Origin of the sequence: Kocuria sp. CPCC 205231, from assembly GCF_040980965.1 — a bacterium.
In the GTDB taxonomy this organism is placed as follows: Bacteria; Actinomycetota; Actinomycetes; order Actinomycetales; family Micrococcaceae; genus Kocuria; species Kocuria rosea.
This window is the reverse complement of sequence record NZ_JAVKPP010000003.1, coordinates 200136-217003: the sequence shown is the minus strand read 5'-3', so window position 1 is coordinate 217003 and position 16868 is coordinate 200136. Positions and strand designations below refer to the sequence as shown.

General features: G+C 75.2%; 14 protein-coding genes. 7 read left to right on the top strand and 7 right to left on the bottom strand.

The features are described 5' to 3' along the window. Window positions 1-14 precede the first annotated feature (14 nt). Window positions 15-908, top strand: a complete 894-nt coding sequence (locus RF640_RS04285; protein WP_017832458.1) for an MBL fold metallo-hydrolase — start codon at window positions 15-17, stop codon at window positions 906-908. On the opposite strand, the gene RF640_RS04280 is transcribed toward RF640_RS04285, so the two are convergent. Next, the gene (locus tag RF640_RS04280) at window positions 841-1689 is read right to left on the bottom strand and encodes a phosphatase PAP2 family protein (RefSeq protein ID WP_109243606.1); all 849 of its coding nucleotides are present in this window, start codon (window positions 1687-1689) and stop codon (window positions 841-843) included. The two genes, RF640_RS04285 and RF640_RS04280, sit on opposite strands and share 68 nt — an antisense overlap. A 130-nt stretch (window positions 1690-1819) precedes the next feature. On the opposite strand from RF640_RS04280, the gene RF640_RS04275 reads away from it, so the two are divergent. Further along, window positions 1820-2833 (top strand): o-succinylbenzoate synthase, encoded by a 1014-nt coding sequence (locus RF640_RS04275; RefSeq protein WP_109243605.1) that lies wholly within the window; start codon window positions 1820-1822, stop codon window positions 2831-2833. Here the strand turns inward: RF640_RS04275 and RF640_RS04270 are convergent. After that, complete coding sequence (locus RF640_RS04270) at window positions 2824-3234, bottom strand: hypothetical protein (protein ID WP_035924992.1); 411 nt, start codon at window positions 3232-3234, stop codon at window positions 2824-2826. The two genes, RF640_RS04275 and RF640_RS04270, sit on opposite strands and share 10 nt — an antisense overlap. A gap of 376 nt (window positions 3235-3610) precedes the next feature. Between RF640_RS04270 and RF640_RS04265 the strand changes: the two genes are divergently transcribed. Both RF640_RS04265 and menD read left to right on the top strand, forming a co-directional pair. Beyond that, on the top strand, window positions 3611-5809 hold the full coding sequence (locus RF640_RS04265) for a PhoX family phosphatase (RefSeq protein WP_368826718.1): 2199 nt from the start codon (window positions 3611-3613) through the stop codon (window positions 5807-5809). A 94-nt stretch (window positions 5810-5903) separates the two neighbouring features. Further along, window positions 5904-7700 carry a 2-succinyl-5-enolpyruvyl-6-hydroxy-3-cyclohexene-1-carboxylic-acid synthase gene (menD, locus tag RF640_RS04260; protein ID WP_368826716.1) on the top strand — a complete coding sequence of 599 codons (1797 nt, stop codon included), beginning with the start codon at window positions 5904-5906 and terminating at the stop codon, window positions 7698-7700. Between the two features lie 113 nt (window positions 7701-7813). On the opposite strand, the gene RF640_RS04255 is transcribed toward menD, so the two are convergent. The 5 genes from RF640_RS04255 to RF640_RS04235 all read right to left on the bottom strand — a co-directional run bounded on the left by RF640_RS04255 (window position 7814) and on the right by RF640_RS04235 (window position 13578). Continuing rightward, window positions 7814-9202, bottom strand: coding sequence for an aromatic acid/H+ symport family MFS transporter (locus RF640_RS04255; RefSeq protein WP_017832452.1), 1389 nt, complete (start codon window positions 9200-9202; stop codon window positions 7814-7816). A 239-nt stretch (window positions 9203-9441) separates the two neighbouring features. Next, a complete protein-coding gene (locus RF640_RS04250; RefSeq protein ID WP_217905729.1) occupies window positions 9442-10176 on the bottom strand; it encodes an amino acid ABC transporter ATP-binding protein in 735 nt (244 codons plus the stop codon). Between the two features lie 97 nt (window positions 10177-10273). Then, window positions 10274-11068 (bottom strand): amino acid ABC transporter permease, encoded by a 795-nt coding sequence (locus tag RF640_RS04245; RefSeq protein ID WP_017832450.1) that lies wholly within the window; start codon window positions 11066-11068, stop codon window positions 10274-10276. 76 nt (window positions 11069-11144) lie between these two features. Beyond that, on the bottom strand, window positions 11145-11990 hold the full coding sequence (locus RF640_RS04240; protein ID WP_251355419.1) for an ABC transporter substrate-binding protein: 846 nt from the start codon (window positions 11988-11990) through the stop codon (window positions 11145-11147). A 124-nt stretch (window positions 11991-12114) separates the two neighbouring features. Beyond that, a complete protein-coding gene (locus RF640_RS04235) occupies window positions 12115-13578 on the bottom strand; it encodes an isochorismate synthase MenF (protein WP_081994271.1) in 1464 nt (487 codons plus the stop codon). A gap of 137 nt (window positions 13579-13715) precedes the next feature. On the opposite strand from RF640_RS04235, the gene RF640_RS04230 reads away from it, so the two are divergent. The 3 genes from RF640_RS04230 (at window position 13716) to RF640_RS04220 (ending at window position 16800) form a co-directional block, all read left to right on the top strand. Then, window positions 13716-14429: a demethylmenaquinone methyltransferase gene (locus tag RF640_RS04230; RefSeq protein WP_081615708.1), complete on the top strand. Its 714-nt coding sequence runs from the start codon at window positions 13716-13718 to the stop codon at window positions 14427-14429. After that, complete coding sequence (locus tag RF640_RS04225; RefSeq protein ID WP_035924977.1) at window positions 14426-15721, top strand: geranylgeranyl reductase family protein; 1296 nt, start codon at window positions 14426-14428, stop codon at window positions 15719-15721. Before RF640_RS04230 ends, RF640_RS04225 begins: the two co-directional genes overlap by 4 nt. Window positions 15722-15792: 71 nt before the next feature. Next, window positions 15793-16800, top strand: a complete 1008-nt coding sequence (locus tag RF640_RS04220; RefSeq protein WP_368826794.1) for a polyprenyl synthetase family protein — start codon at window positions 15793-15795, stop codon at window positions 16798-16800. Window positions 16801-16868: the final 68 nt, after the last annotated feature.

Below are 16868 nucleotides of genomic sequence, written 5' to 3'. Positions count from 1 at the left end.
GGTACCCTGGTCGGGTGGCGCGCATCAACGAAATCCGCGACGGCGTCTTCGCCGTGAGCACGGACAACTGGAGGCTGAACTCCGGGGTCGTGCTCGGGTCCCGTCGCGCCCTCGTGATCGACACGGGCGCGGGCCCGCGCCAAGCCCGCGAGATCCTGGAGGCCGTCCGCTCGCTCACGGGCCTGCCGCTGACGGTGGTGAACACCCACGCCCACTACGACCACTTCCTGGGCAACGCCGTGTTCCAGCGCGCCGGGGCCGAGGACTTCTGGGCGCACCGCGGCTGCGCGGCGGCGATCCAGGCGCACGGCGACTTCCAGCGCTCCTTCGTGGGCACCCACGAGCCCGAGATGGCCGCCGCCGAGGGGCCGGACACCCGTCTCGTCGTGCCCAACCGGCACCTGCCGGGCACGGGCCGGCGCCCCGCCCTGACCCGGGTGGACCTGGGGGAGCGGGCGGCGGTGCTCTTCTCCTTCGGCCCGGGCCACACCGACAACGACCTCTGCGTGGGCGTCGACGACGTCGTGTTCACCGGGGACCTCGTGGAGCAGGGCGCCGACCCCAGCTTCGACGACTCCTACCCGCGGGGCTGGGCCACGGCCCTCGAGAGCCTGGCCGCCCTCGACCGGTACCAGGTCTTCGTCCCCGGCCACGGCAACCCGGTGGAGCGCGGCTTCGTGCTCCAGCAGGCCCGGCTCATGCGCACCGCGATCGAGCGGGTGGACGCGAGCGAGGCCGCCGCGGCGCAGCCGGACGGCATGCGGCCCGTGACGGCCTCGATGTTCCGCCTGCCCTACAACCCGGGGGCGGCGCGGATCCTCCTGGACCGGCTCGAGCGGATCAGGGCCGAGGACGCCGCGACCGAGGAGCTTGCAGCGCTGTCAGCGCCGCTGCCGCCAGGAGACTGACCCCGAGGATCGCCGCGCACGCCGCGACCGCAGCCCAGCCCCCGCCCGGCACGCGTAGGGCCGCCCACAGCGGCAGCAGGCCGACCAGCAGGGCCCCCGCGCCGGAGACGGCCAGCAGGGCGGTCAGGCCCCCGCCGGGCACGGGGCGTTCCACGGGCCCGGTCAGGCGCAGCACGAGCCCGCCCAAGGCCGCCCAGCCCGCCACGACCAGCAGGGACGCCACCACGTCCGAGGGCCGGTGCCAGCCGTTCAGCAGCGTGGCCACCCCGGTCGCGGTCGTGGCGGCCGCCCCCAGCAGCCCGACCACCGGCCGGGAGGAGGCGGGGGCCGCGAGCAGCACCACCGCCACGGCGGCGGCCGCGGCGGCCGTGTGCCCGGACGGGAAGGAGTTGACGGCGGCCTCCTGGATCCCCAGGTCCGGCTTCTCCAGCAGCACCCGCTTGAGCAGCTGGACCGTGAGGTTGGAGAGCACGACCACCGCCGCCCCGACCACCGCCGGGGCGAGGCGCCGGGAGCGCACGGCCAGGACCGCGAGGCACAGGGCGGAGACGGCGCCCACCACCCACGGGACCGAGTCGAGCAGCTGGGCGGCGCGGTCGGAGAGGTCGGGGAAGGCGCCGCTCGCCTGGCGCAGGGCCAGTTCGTCGAGCCACTGCCCGGTCGCGGTGGTGAGGGCCACGACCCCGACCAGCGCGGCCGACGCCCACAGGGCGGCGGCGCCGAGCAGGTGGCCCAGGATCTGCAGGATGGTGGGGGCGGGGCGGCGGGCGGTCGTGGTCATCGAGCTCCTGGGCGGTGGTGCGGATCGTCGGGGCGCGGGCACGGCCGCGGCCGTGCGGGCACCCGCGGAGCCCTCATCATTCCACGCACGGATCGGAGCGGGCTGAGAGGCGCCGCCTAGGCTGGGGAGCATGCTCCCCGCCGTGGTCCTGCCCCCGCTCGACGACCTGCTCGCGCACGCGCACGTCGTCGCCCTGCCGATGCGGGTGCGCTTCCGCGGCGTCGACGTGCGCGAGTCGGTGCTCCTGCGCGGCCCGGCGGGGTGGGGGGAGTTCGGCCCGTTCCCCGAGTACGGGGACGCCGAGGCGGGCGCCTGGCTCCGCGCCGCGGTCGACGCCGCGTGGCACGGCTTCCCGGCGCCCCGGCGCACGCGCATCCCCGTCAACGCGACCGTGCCCGCCGTGCCGGCGGCCCGGGTCCGGGAGGTCCTCGCCGGTTTCGGGGGCGGGGTGCGTGCCGTGAAGATCAAGGTCGCCGAGCGCGGCCAGGGGCCGGGGGACGACGACGCCCGGGTCGCGGCCGTGCGGGCCCTGCTGCCGGAGGCCGAGCTGCGGGTGGACGCCAACGGCGGGTGGGACGTGCCCACGGCCCTCGCGGCCCTGGAACGGCTCGGACGGCACGGGCTCGCGTACGCGGAGCAGCCCGTGCCCACGATCGAGGGCCTCGCCGCCGTCCGGGAGGGCCTCGCCGACCGGGGCGTGGCGGTGCTGGTGGCCGCGGACGAGTCCGTGCGCAAGGAGGACGACCCCCTGGCGGTGGCCCGGGCGGGCGCCGCCGACCTGCTCGTGGTCAAGGCGGCCCCGCTGGGCGGGGTGCGCCGCGCCCTGGACGTGGTCGCCCAGGCCGGCCTGCCGGCGGTGGTCAGCTCCGCCCTGGACACCTCCGTGGGCATCCGGGCGGGTCTCGCGCTCGCCGCCGCCCTGCCCGAGCTCCCGTACGCCTGCGGGCTCGGGACGGTGTCCCTCATGCGGGCGGACGTCCTGCGGGAGCCGCTGCGGCCGGTGGGCGGGATGCTCGAGCTGCGGGACGCGGTCCCGGACCCCGAGCTGCTGGCGCGCCACGCCGTGCCCGCCGACCGGCGCCGGTGGTGGCTGGAGCGGCTGCGCCGCGTGCACGCCCTGGCCGGGGTCGCGCCTCACCCCTGAGCCGCGACCCCCAGGACCTCGGCCCGGAGCCGGTCCAGGTCCACCGGCTCGCCCTCGTGCAGCCCGTGGCCCCGGACCCAGGCCCGGGCGGCGCGCCACACGTCGTCGCAGCCGAGCTCCATGTCGGGGTGGGCGGCGCCGATCCGGGTCTGGGCCGTGTGCTCGGGGTCGTCGCCCGTGAAGGAGAAGACCGCCACGGGGCTGCAGGCGAGCCCCACCACCCCGCGGACGGAGGCGATGATCCGTCCGTGCAGGCAGTCCCCCGGGTGGAGGTCCCACGCGCGGTGGATGCTCAGGCAGTCCACGGCCGCACGCCGGTACCCGTGCGCGCCGTGCTCGTGCGGAACGTTCCCCCCGTGCTCCCGCGGGGACAGCAGTCCCCCCTCTGGTTCGGTGTGCATCGCGCGCCTCCTCCGCCGGTGTCCCGGCCGGCTCCGCCGCCGCGGCGGCACGGCCCGTGGGCGGATCGAGCAGAAGGAGGGGGGTCTTCCGGACGTTCCCGGTCACGGTCCGGGGCGCTGGACGGATGGGACGGTCTGACGCCTCGAGCATCCCAGAACCGGGACGGCCGCGGAATCCGCCGGCGCATTGTTTCTTTGAGTGAACTCGACCCGGGACGGACCCGCTGATCAGAGGCGGATGGGTCCCCGGCCGGTCACTGCCCGTTCACCTGCGGTTCGCACGGCCGCCCCCGGGGCCTCACCGGGCGGTGGTGCAGTGGCGGAGCACCCGTTCCCCGACCGCGGTCCGCCGCGGGCCCCGTCCCCTGGGAGAGCCATGACCGACACCGCCAAGCGCACCGTCCTGCCCCTGCTCGGCCACACACGTGGCAAGCGCAGCCCCGTCACGTGCCAGCTCAAGTGCGGCAGCGCCTGCGCCGGACCGGAGTGCAACACCTCCGGCAACGGCTACTTCCGCGACATCGCGAGCGCGGCGCTGTCCCGCCGCTCCGCCCTGGGCCTGGGCGCCGCGGCGGCCGTGACCGTCGGCGTCGTCGGCGCCACCCCGGAGACCGCCCAGGCCCACGGCCGCGGACGCCCCGGGCTGTCCTTCGCGCCCATCGCCCCCGTGCCGAACACCGTGGACGACCTCACGGTCCCCGAGGGCTTCGACTGGTCCCCGATCATCCGCTGGGGCGACCCCCTGTTCGAGGACTCCCCGGAGTTCGACCCCCTCCGGCAGACCCCGGAGTCCCAGGCGGCCCAGTTCGGCTACAACAGCGACTACCTGGACATCCTCCAGGACCGCGGCGGGCGCAGCGGAGTGCTCGTGAACAACCACGAGTACACCAACGAGAACCTCATGTTCCCCGCCGAGCAGCAGGACGACCTCCAGCGGGTGGCCCGGGTGGCCATGGCCGCCCACGGCATGTCCGTCGTGGAGATCGCCCGCACCGGCCCCGGCCGGCCCTGGTCCTACGTCCGCGGCGGAGCCCGCAACCGGCGCATCACCCTGAGCACGCCCTTCGCCGTGGACGGCCCGGCCGCCGGCTCCGCGCTGCTGAGGACGCAGGACGACCCGACCGGCACCGTGGTCCTCGGCACGCAGAACAACTGCGCCGGCGGCACCACCCCGTGGGGCACCGTCCTGTCCGGCGAGGAGAACTTCAACCAGTACTTCAAGGGCAACGGCTCCGCCGAGCAGAAGCGCTACGGGATCGCCGCCGAGGCCCCGAGCCGGCGCTGGCACGAGGTGGACCCCCGCTTCGACTCGACCCTGCCGGGCTACGCGAACGAGCCGAACCGGTTCGGCTGGATCGTGGAGCTCGACCCCCAGGACCCCGCCTCCACCCCGGTCAAGCACACCGCACTGGGCCGCTTCAAGCACGAGGGCGCCAACGTGCGCGTGGCCGAGGACGGCACCGTGGTGGCCTACTCCGGCGACGACGAGCGCTTCGACTACCTCTACAAGTTCGTCTCCGCCCAGAAGTACGTCGAGGGCGACCGCGCCCACAACATGACGCTGCTCTCCGAGGGCAACCTGTACGTCGCGAAGTTCACCGGGGACACCGCGGCCGAGATCGACGGCTCCGGCCGGCTGCCCTCCGACGGCGCGTTCGACGGCTCCGGCGAGTGGCTGCCCCTGGTGGTGGACGGGGAGTCGGCCGTGGCCGGCATGTCCGTGGAGGAGGTCCTCGTCTTCACCCGCCTGGCCGCGGACCAGGTCGGCGCCACCAAGATGGACCGCCCCGAGGACGTCGAGCCCTCCCCGCACACCGGCAAGGTCTACGTGGCGCTGACCAACAACACCGACCGCGGCACCCCGGGCAAGGCCGGCCCGGACGAGGCCAACCCGCGCACCCAGAACCGCGACGGGCACGTCATCGAGATCACGGAGCGCCACCACCGTGCCGACGCCACCGAGTTCGGCTGGAACATCCTCCTCGTCGCCGGGGACCCGGCGAAGAACGCCTCCACCTACTTCTCCGGCTACCCGGTGGAGAAGGTCTCCCCGATCTCCTGCCCGGACAACCTGGCCTTCGACACGGAGGGCAACCTGTGGATCTCCACGGACGGCGCCCCGGGGACCATCGGCTACAACGACGGACTGTTCAAGGTGGGACTGTCCGGGCGCGAGCGCGGCAACGTCGAGCAGTTCCTCGCCGTGCCGCAGGACGCCGAGACCTGCGGGCCCGTGATCCACGACCGCGAGCGCATGGTCTACGTGGCCGTGCAGCACCCGGGCGAGGACGGCTCCTTCGAGGAGCCCCGCTCCTACTTCCCGGACTACGTGGTGGAGACCCGCCAGGGCGAGGGCGAGTGGTCGCTGCCGCGGCCGTCCGTGGCCCAGGTCTTCGCCGTGGACCGGGCCGGGGAGCCCGAGTTCCCCGGTGCGATCCACGACCGGCCGGGCCACGGCCGCAACCAGCACAAGCGGCGCAAGAACGGCGAGCGCGGGCCCCGCTACCGCGGCTACAAGGGCAAGGCCACCGCGGAGACGAAGGCGGCCGCGAGGACCGCGTCCCGCTCCTACTGAGCCCCGCCTCCGGAGGCGTCCGGAGCCCACCGGTCCCCGGCCCGCCCCGCGGCGGGCCGGGGACCGCTGCGTTCCCGGACTACCCTGGTCTCCTGTGACCACACCCTCTCTCGACACCGCCCGCACCGTCCTGGAGGAGCTCGTCGCCGCCGGGATGCGGCACCTCGTCGTAGCCCCCGGCTCCCGGTCCGCGCCGCTGGCCTACGCCGCGGCGGCCGCCCAGGCCGCCGGGGCCCTCGAGGTCCACGTGCGGGTGGACGAGCGGAGCGCGGCGTTCACCGCCCTCGGCATCGCACGGGCCACCGGCCGGCCGGCCGGGGTGCTCACCACCTCGGGCACGGCCGTGGGCAACCTGCTCCCCGCGGTGCTGGAGGCCGACCACGCCGAGGTGCCCCTCGTGGTGCTCTCCGCCGACCGCCCGCCGGAGCTGCGGGGCACCGGCGCCAACCAGACCACCCGCCAGCCCGGGATCTTCGGCGACCACGTGCGCGCCGCCGTGGACCTCCTCCCGGACGACGACGTGCCCGCCCGGCTCGAGGAGGTCCTCGCCGCCCTGGCCGGCCGTGGACCGCAGGGGCCCCGGCCGGCGGGACCGGTCCACCTCAACGTGGCCCTGCGCGAGCCGCTGCACCCCGCGCCGGAGGACGGCCCGGTGCTCGCGGCCCGGGCCCGGCTGCTGGCCGCCCGGACGGGAGCACGGCCGGACCCGGGGCCGGCCGCGGTGGCGGCCGGACCCGTCGCGGTCCCGCCGCCGGACGCCGGGACGGCGCGCTCCGTCGTCGTCGCCGGGGACGGCGCCGGACCGGACGCGGCACGCTTCGCCGAGGCGTGCGGACTGCCGCTGCTCGCGGAGCCCTCCTCGAACGCGCGCAGCGGCCCGCACGCCGTGGGGGCCTACCGGCTGCTGCTGGACTCCCCGCTGGGCCGGCGGATCGAGCGGGTCCTGCTCGTGGGCCGGCCCACGCTCTCCCGCCCGGTCGGGGCCCTGCTCGCCCGGGAGGACGTCGCCACCGCAGCCGTGCGGCCGGCACCCGTGGCCTGGTACGAGCCCGGGCGGCGCCGTGAGCGGGTGCTCACGAGCTGGGCCGAGGCGGCCGCCTTCACCGGCCGCGGCGCCCCCGGCTGGGCGCAGGCCTGGCGGGAGGCGGGCGCCGCCGCGGACGGCGCCGTCGCCGGGCTGCTCGCCGCCGAGCCGCCGGGGCGGGCCACGGGCCCGGCCGTGGCCGCCGCGGTGTGGGAGGCCTGCCGGCGGGACGGGGCCGTGCTGCTGGCGGGCTCCTCCAACCCCGTGCGCGACCTCGACCTGGCCGCACGGCCCGGCCCCGACTCCCCGCTCGTGCTCGCCAACCGGGGGCTCGCCGGGATCGACGGGACGGTGGCCACGGCCGCCGGCGCGGCGCTCGGCGGCGGCCGGCCGGTCCGTGCCCTCCTGGGCGACCTGACGTTCCTGCACGACGTCTCGTCCCTGCTGCTGGGCCCGGGCGAGCGCGAGCCCGACCTCCAGCTCGTGGTCCTCAACGACGGCGGCGGGGGGATCTTCACGACCCTGGAGCACGGCGCGCTGGGGGAGCAGGAGGAGTACCGGGCGGTCGTGGAGCGGTTCTTCGGCACCCCGCACGAGGCCCGGCTCGACGCGCTGTGCGCCGGCTACGGCGTGGCCCACCGGCGTGCGGCCGGCGTCGCCGAGCTCGAGCAGGCGCTCGCCGCGCCCGTGCGGGGGCGCTCGGTCCTGGAGGTCGTGGTGGACCGGCGCGGGCTGCGGGACCTCCACGCGCGGATCCGGGCCGCCGTCGCCCGGGCCGCCGCGGAGGCCGCCGCGCAGGACACGGCTCAGGACACCACGCAGGACACGGCTCCGGACAACCGTGCGGGAGGCCGCACCGGCCGCTGAGGGGTCTCGAGGTGCGCCGGGTGCCCTGCGCCGGCCGGCGCCCCGGGGCCGGGGACGCGGACGGGCCCCGCCCCCCGGCGAGGGGGACGGGGCCCGGAGGCGGTGCCGCGGGGTCAGCCGCGCACGGTGGGCGCCTCCTGCTCGGCGGGCGCCTGCGGGTGCCCGGCGAGCTCCTCCACCCGGTGCTCGGCCTCCTCCAGCCCGCGCTGGTGGGGCACCACGAGGGTGACCAGCGCACCGAGCAGGGCCACGCCGGCGAAGACGTAGAACGCCTGGGGGCCGCCGAAGCCGGCCGCGGCGAGCCAGCCGCCGATGATCGGGCCGAAGATGCCGCCGAACCGGCCCATGCTCGCGCAGAACGCCACGCCGGCGGCCCGGGCGTTGGTGGTGTAGTAGTTCGACTGGAACCCGTAGACCAGGACCTGGGTGCCGATGGTGCCCACGCCGGCCACGGCGATGAAGAGGAACAGCAGCGGCAGCGGGAAGCTGAAGGTCATCAGGACCAGGGCGATCGCGGCCAGCGCGAAGGTCGTGGCGATCATCCGCTGCGGCCCGGTGCGGTCCGCGAGGCGGGAGGCCAGCAGACCGCCGACCAGGGCGGAGCCGTTGAGCACGAGGACGAAGTACAGCGGGCTGATGCTGTGGCCGTAGCCGTTCATGATGACGGCGAGCCAGGTGTTCAGCCCGTAGGTGAGCAGCAGGCCGCAGAAGGACATGAAGCCCAGCAGGATCGAGGCCAGGGCGAACTGCCTGGAGAACACGGCCGCGTAGCCGGTCCTGCGCGGTGCGGCCCCCACCGTCTGGATGACCTGCTCCTCGATCAGCGGGACGCCGGTCCGGAGGGCGACGGCCTCGGCCCGCTCGGTCTCGCCGCGGGTGAGCAGCCAGCGCGGGGACTCGGGGAGCTTCCACAGCATGAGCGGGACGAGCAGGAGGAGGGGGAGGGCCCCGATCATGAAGAGCCCGCGCCAGCTCAGGTCGGCGAGGAAGGCGATGCCCACGAGGGCGGCGAAGACGCCGCCGGCGGGGATGCCGGAGTAGACGATGCCGTTGTAGAACTGGCGGCGGCCGGCGGGGGCGAACTCGGCCATGGTGGCGCCGGCGGTGGCGATCACGAGGCCGAGGCCGATGCCGGTGAGGAAGCGCATCGCGCCGAAGGCCAGCACGCTGGTGGTGAGCGCGGTGACGAACATGCCCACGGAGAACCAGGCGACACCGGTGATCAGCAGCCGGCGGCGGCCGAAGAAGTCGCCGATGGCCCCGCAGACGAGCGAGCCGATGAGCACGCCGATGAGGGCGTAGGAGCCCACCAGGCCGGCGACGGCCGGCTCCAGGGTCCCGATCTGGGTGGGGTCGGCGAGCAGGCCCGGCAGGACCACGCCGTAGATGACGAGGTCGTAGCCGTCGAAGAGCAGGGCGAGGCAGATGATGAACGCCACGAAGCGGGCGGTCCTCTGCTCGAGCAGCGGGTTCTCCGCGATGATGGTGTGTGGTTGGGTCATGTTCCCCGGGACCTCTCTGGGCAGCGCGTGGACAAGGCAGGAAGCGGGGGAGACCGGCAGTGCGTCCCCTGGCTGCGTCCAGCCTGGCAGAGCTGTGATCCGGGTCATATGAGGCAAAGACCCAGGGATCCACCAGGGGGTGATTCACATGCCTGAGGTATTGATGTCCTCGATCGGGTCTGTCGTGGATATGAGTCCGGGCCCGTCGTCCGCAGACGGCGGGCCCGGACCGCGCCGGGTCACTGCTCCGGGGCCTGCACCTGCGTGGGGTTGAGCACGCGGGAGAGGAACGCCTGGGTGCGGGGCTCGCGGGGGTGGCGGATCACCTCGGCTGCGGGGCCCTCCTCGACGACCACCCCGCCGTCCATGAACACCACCTTGTCGGCGACGTCGCGGGCGAACTCCATCTCGTGGGTGACCACGAGCATGGTCATGCCCTCGGCGGCGAGGTTGCGCATGATGGCCAGGACGTCGCCCACCGTCTCGGGGTCGAGGGCGGAGGTCGGCTCGTCGAAGAGCATGAGGGACGGGTCCATCGACAGGGCCCGGGCGATCGCCACGCGCTGCTGCTGCCCGCCGGAGAGCTGGTCGGGGTAGTTGTCCGCCTTCTCGGCCAGGCCCACGCGCTCCAGGTTGCCGCGGGCGATCCGCTCGGCCTCGGCCCGGTCCCGCTTGAGCACCTTGAGCTGGGCCACGGTGCAGTTCTCGAGCACGTTCAGGTGCGGGAACAGGTTGAACTGCTGGAAGACCATGCCCACGTGCCGGCGCATCCGGTCGACGTCGGCCTCGGGATCGGTGACCTCGAAGTCGCCGATCGTGATCCGCCCCTGCTGGGGGGTCTCGAGCAGGTTGACGCAGCGCAGCAGCGTGGACTTGCCGGAGCCGGAGGGGCCGATGAGGCAGACCACCTGGCCGGCGCCGACGCTGAGGGAGATGCCCTTGAGGACCTCGAGGGAGCCGTAGGACTTGTGCAGGCCCTCGACGACGACGGAGGCCGCGTCCGCGAGGCCGTCGGCGCCGCCGGGCCCGGACCGGGGAGTGGGGGAGGATGCAGTGCTCACAGTCAGGCTCCTAGGACTTCTTCATGCGGTCGGTCTTGGACTCGAAGCGGCGGGTCAGGATGCCCAGGGGCACCGTGATGATGAGGTAGCAGACACCCGCCACCACCAGCGGCGTGAGCCCCGCCCCGGCACCGGAGATGGCCTCGCGGCCGTACTTGGTGAGCTCGTACTGGCCCACGCCCATGCCCAGCAGGTAGACCAGCGACGAGTCCTTGGTCAGCAGGATCACCTCGTTGGTCAGCGGGGGCAGCACGATCCGCAGCGCCTGCGGGATGACGATCGTGACCATGGCCCGGGCGTGGGACATGCCCAGGGAGCGCGCGGCCTCGTACTGGCCCTTCGGCACGGCCTGCAGACCCGCCCGCAGGGACTCCGCGATGTAGGCGGCGGCCACGAGGCCCAGGGCGATCATCACCGTGACGTAGTGGTTGAAGCGGAAGCCGAAGGCCAGCGGGATGCCGTAGCCGAAGGCGAGGAAGACCAGCAGGGCGGGCACGCCGCGGAAGAACTCGATGTAGATCGTGGCCAGCCACCGGTAGGGCGCCACGGACGAGAGCTTCATGAGCGCGAGCACCACACCGCCGGTGAGGCCGACCGCGAAGCCGAGGAGCGTGTAGATGAGCGTGTTCTTCAGCGCGACCACGATGATGCCGGGGAACTGCTGGGCCGCGATGGCCGGGTTGAACACCTTCTCGACCAGCAGCGGCCAGTCGGCGACCGCGATGAGGGCGAGGACGACGAGGATCAGGACGGCGTACTGGACGCCGCGGGAGAGCCGTGCTCTCTGGTGCATGGTCATGGCCATGGGTTGGTCCGTTCTGGGTGGTACGGGTGGGACGGTGACGGGGCCGGCGTCCCGGGTGCGGGTCGCCGGCCCCGGGTCAGTTCTCCTGGACGGGGATCCACGTCTCGACGATCTTCTCGAGCGTGCCGTCCTCCTCGATGCGGTCCAGGGTGGCGTCGACCGCGCCGAGCATCGCCTCGTCGCCCTTCGCCACGGCCACGCCGAGCTGGTCGTCGAGGTCGGCGGTCTCCTGCACCACGAAGTCCGGGTCGTCCTGGGCGTGCTGGGCGATCGCCGTGACGTCGTCGAGCACCGCGTCCACGCTCCCGGTGCTGAGCCCGGTGAACAGCGTGGTGGCGTCCTCGAACTGGACGGCGTTGAGGCCGAGCTCCCGGGCCTGGGTCTCGCCGACCGTGCCCTGCATGACCCCGACCCGCACCTGCTCCTCGCGGGCGGCGTCGATGGAGTCGACCCCGTCCGCCCCGTCGGTCACGAGGCCGACCTCGTTGTCGTAGTAGGGGTCGGAGAAGTCCATCACCGTCCGCCGCTCCTCGGTGATGGACAGGGCGGAGATCGCGACGTCGCACTGGTCGGTCTCGAGGGCCGCGCCGGACTGGATCGACTCGAAGGCGAGCGTGACGTTCTTCATCTCCACGCCGAGGTCCTCGGCGATCTCCCGGCCGAGGTCCATGTCGAGGCCGACCATCTCGCCGCCCTCCTCCATCTCGAACGGCGGGTAGTTGGACTCCGAGCACACGGTGAGGAACCCGGGCTCCACCAGGGCCACGGCCGAGGACGCGGTGGCCCCCGCGGTCTCCCCGCCGCCGTCCGCGGCCTCCCCGGAGGGGCTCTCGGACGTGCAGGCGGTCAGGGCGAGGGCGGCGATCGCGGACAGCGCCGCCAGCGCGTGCGCGCGGGACGGGCGGGTCGTCGGACGGGGCATGCGGGGTTCCTCCGGTGGGAGCAGTGGTCGTCGGCGCGGACGGGCCGGGCGCGGGGCCGGCCCTGCGGGGCGGTGGCCCCGCGCGTGTTCGGGCACCAGGATACGGTGCGAGCCCGGCTCCGGCTCAGCCGGCGGACAGGCCCGGGGCGGGCACGAGGCGCTCCGGGGCCCCGCCGGCCGGCTGCCCCAGGGCCTGGAGCATCGGCCGCAGCTTCGCCCAGGTCTCGGCCAGCTCGGACTCGGGGTCGGAGGCGGCCACGATGCCGCACCCGGCGTAGAGCCGCACCGTGCGCTCGTCCTCCTGCACCGCGCCGCGCAGGGCGATGCCCCAGTCCCCGTTGCCGGCCGCGTCGAGCCAGCCGACGGGGCCCGCGTAGAGTCCCCGGTCCATCTGCTCGAGCTCCGGGATGGCGGCGGCGGCCACCGCCGTGGGCGTCCCGCACACCGCGGCGGTGGGGTGCAGGGCCTCGGCGAGCTCGAGGGAGGACGGCGGGTCCCCGGCCGGGCCCGGGCGCAGCGCGGCGGTGACGTCCGAGGCGAGGTGCCACACGTTGGGCAGCTCGAGGATGAACGGCTCCGGGGAGGTCGTGACGGCGTCGGTGTAGGGGGCCAGCGACGCCTCGAGGGAGTCGATCGCGAACCCGTGCTCGTGCTGCTGCTTCTCGGACTCGCCGAGCACCCGCGCGGCGTACTCGTGCGGGTCCTCGTCCGGGGGCGCGGCGTCCCGGTCCAGGGTGCCGGCGAGGACCCGGGCGTGGGCCACGCCGTCGAGGACCCGCACCAGCATCTCGGGGGTGGCCCCCATGAGCCGGCCCGCGCCCGCGGGGTCCCCGCCGAGGCCCACGCAGTACGTCCAGCACTGCTCGTAGCGCCGGGCGAGGTCCCGCACCACGGCCACGGCATCGAGCGGGGCGTCCGTGCGCGCCACGACGTCCCGGGCCAGGACCAGCTTCTCCATCCGGCCGGAGCGGATGCGCTCGACGCCCTCGCGCACCGCCTCCGTCCACTCGTGCTCGCCCAGGGTCCCGGAGGACAGCCGGACCACGGCCGGCGCCGCGGGCGGCCCGCTCGCGGCGGGCGGGCGCCCGGGGGCGGAGCCGATCCGGCGCAGCCAGGCGGCCGCGACGTCGTCGGCGCCCAGCGCGAAGGGGGTCCCGGGGGCCACGGCCACCACGAGGGTCGCCCACGCGACGTCGCCCCGGCGGCCCACGAGCAGCTCCGGGACCACGAGCCCGGAGTCCACGGCGGAGGCGGTCGCGAACGTGAACGCGCCGAAGGCGGTCAGCCCGGTCCCGGGCACTCCCACGCGGTCCTCGATCACGGCCGCGCCGACCAGGTCGTCCCACCACACGCGGGCCGCCGTGAACCGGTCCGCGCCGCGCACCGTGTGCTCGGCGGCCCGGCCCCAGGCCACGAGTCCGCGCCCGTCCACCGTCCAGGTGAGCAGCTCCGGTCCGGCGAGCAGGTCCCGCAGGTCCGGGGCGGCTGCGGGGTCCGCGCCCAGCGCGGACAGCGGCACCGTCAGGGCGTGCAGCACGGGGACCGGCGGGGCGGCTGCGGGGTCGGCGGCGGGGGCGGTGGGAGACATCGCCCCCCAGTCTAGGCCGACCGCCGGACAGCCCCCGGTCCCGCTCCCGCGGGCGGGGCCGCCGGGAGGGCGTCCGGGGCGGGCGCCGGGGGAGGGGCCCGGGCGGGGGCGTCGGAGCGAGGTGCGACAATGACCGGGTGAACCGAGCAGACCTGTCCAAGCAGCCGCACGAAGTCTCCGCCATGTTCGACGACGTGGCGCCCCGCTACGACCTCGTCAACGACATCCTCTCGCTGGGGCGGACCCGCGGCTGGCGCAGGGTCGTCGCGGAGGCCGTCGGCGCCGTCCCGGGGGAGAAGGTCCTCGACCTCGCCGCCGGGACCGGGACCTCGTCCGAGCCGTACGCGGACGCAGGCGTCGACGTCGTGGCCGCGGACCTCTCGCTCGGGATGCTCGAGGTGGGCCGCGCCCGCCGCCCGGACATCGAGTTCGTGCAGGCCGACGCCACCCGGCTGCCGTTCGCGGACGCGTCCTTCGACGCCGTGACCATCTCCTTCGGGCTGCGCAACATCCAGGACTACCGCCGCGCGCTCGCCGAGATGCTGCGGGTCGCCCGGCCGGGCGGGCGGCTCGTGATCTGCGAGTTCTCGACCCCCACGGCCGCCCCGCTGCGCACCGTCTACACGGAGTACCTCATGAAGGCGCTGCCGGGGATCGCCGCGCGCGCGGCGTCCAACCCGGAGGCCTACCGGTACCTCGCGGAGTCCATCGCGGCGTGGCCGGACCAGGAGGACCTCGCCGCCGAGATCCTCGCGGCCGGCTGGACCGGCGTGCAGTACCGCAACCTCACCGGCGGCATCGTGGCCGTGCACCGGGCCGTCAAGCCCGCCGCGGACGCCCCCGCCCGATGAGGGCCCTCGTCCTCGGCGGCGGCCCCGCCGGCGCCACGGCCGGGTACTGGCTCGCGGCGCACGGGATCGAGGTCACCGTCCTGGAGAAGACCGCGTTCCCGCGGGAGAAGGTCTGCGGCGACGGGCTGACCCCGCGCGCCGTGCGCGAGATGCGGCTCATGGGCCTCCCGCACGGGCCCGAGCTCGGCTACGCCCGCAACCGGGGGCTGCGGCTCGTGGCCCGCGAGCGCAGCGTCGAGGTGCCGTGGCCCGAGCTGAGCGACTTCCCGCCCTACGGGCTCGTGCGCACCCGGCTGGGCTTCGACGAGCACCTGGCCGGGCACGCCCGCGCCGCCGGGGCCCGGGTGCTCGAGCGCCGGGCCGTGACCGGGGTGCTCCGCGACGGCTCCGGCCGGGTCGTCGGCGCCCGCGCCAACGTCCTCGACGCCGCCGGGCGGCGCACCGGCGAGACCGAGGAGCACCGGGCGGACGTCGTGCTCGCGGCCGACGGCAACTCCTCCCGCACCGCGGTGTCCGCCGGGCTGCACAAGCGGGACGACCGCCCGATGGGGGTGGCGGTGCGCGCCTACTTCGAGTCCCCGCGCTCGGACCTGGACTGGATGGAGGGCTGGCTCGAGCTCACCGACGGCACCGACCCGCAGCGGGCGCTGCTGCCGGGCTACGGCTGGGTCTTCGGCGTCGGGGACGGCACCGCCAACGTGGGACTCGGGATCCTGGACACCTCCCCGGCGTTCGGGGACCTGGACTACCGGAAGGTGCTCGCGGACTGGACCGCGTCCATGCCCGCCGAGTGGACGTTCGACGAGGAGCACCGCCGCGGCCGCGTGCTCGGCGCGGCCCTGCCGATGGCGTTCAACCGCACGCCGCACCACGTCCCGGGGATGCTGCTGCTGGGCGACGCCGCGGGCCTCGTCTCCCCGTTCAACGGGGAGGGCATCTCCAACGCGATGGAGTCCGCCCGCTACGCCGCCGAGCACGTCGTGGCGGCCGCGGCCGCCAACGGCCCCGCCCAGCGGGAGCTCGTGCTCGCCGGCTACCCCGACCGGGTCCGGCAGGAGTGGGGCGCGCACTTCACCCAGGGCCGGGTCCTGGCCCAGCTCATCGGCAGCCCCGCCGTGATGAAGGCGGCCGTGCGCACCGGCATGGCCGTGCCCGCCCTGATGCGCTTCGTGGTCCGGGTCATGACGGAGCTCTCCGACCGCCCCGCCGCCACGTGGGAGGACCGGGTGGTCTCCCTCCTGGACGCCCTGACGCCCGCGACCGGCAACACCCGCCCCCCGAAAACTCGCTAGAGTGGTGGACCGTGACTGAATCCTCCTCCCCGAGCGCCGACGGCCCCGCCGCAGGTCTCGGCACCGATCAGGTGAGGCTGCCCGCCGGCTTCGACCTCATCGCGTCCGACGACCGGCTGGGCCCGGTCGTGCTCGGGTCGCTGGCCCGGATCGAGGAGCGGCTCGACGAGGCGGTGCGCAGCGCCGACCACCTGGCCGACGTCACCTCCCGCCACCTGCTCCAGGCCGGGGGCAAGCGCGTGCGGCCCCTGCTGACCGTGCTGGCCGGGGAGATCGGCGGCGGCATCAACGACGCCGTCCTCGAGTCCGCGGCCGTCGTGGAGCTCACGCACCTGGCGACCCTCTACCACGACGACGTCATGGACTCCGCGCCGCTGCGCCGCGGCGTCGCGACCGCGCAGACCGTGTGGGGCAACTCGGTGGCCATCCTCACCGGCGACCTCATCTTCGCCCGCGCCTCCTCGATGGTCTCCGAGCTCGGCCAGCGGGCCCTCAAGATCCAGGCGGACACGTTCGAGCGGCTCGTGCTCGGCCAGCTGCACGAGACGGTCGGCCCCCGCGAGGGGCAGGACCCGCTGGAGCACTACCTCGACGTCCTCTCGGGCAAGACCGGCTCCCTCATCGCGGCGTGCGGGCACTTCGGCGCGGTCCTGGCCGGGGCCGACCAGGACGTCGTGGACGTCATGGTCGAGTACGGGGAGAAGGTCGGCATCGCCTTCCAGCTCGCCGACGACGTGATCGACGTGACCGGCGAGGACGAGGTCTCCGGGAAGTCCCCCGGCACCGACCTGCGCGAGGGGGTGCCCACCCTGCCGGTGCTCATCCTGCGCCGGATGGGAGGGGAGGGCGACGCCGACGCGGTGCGCGCCCTCGAGCACCTCGACTCCGACCTCACCTCGGACGAGGCCCTGGCCCGGGCCGTGGCCGCGGTCTCGGGGCACCGGGCCACCGAGGAGGCGTGGCGGATCGCCCGGCAGTGGGCCGACGAGGCCATCGCGTCGCTGGAGCCGCTGCCGGACACGGTGGCCAAGCGCGCGCTCGTGGCGTTCGCGCACGCCGTCGTCCACCGCGAGGCCTGAGCGAGCTCCGCACCGTACGTCACGGGCCGTGGCGCCAGGTGTGGTTCCCGCGGTCCCACGGGCTAGCC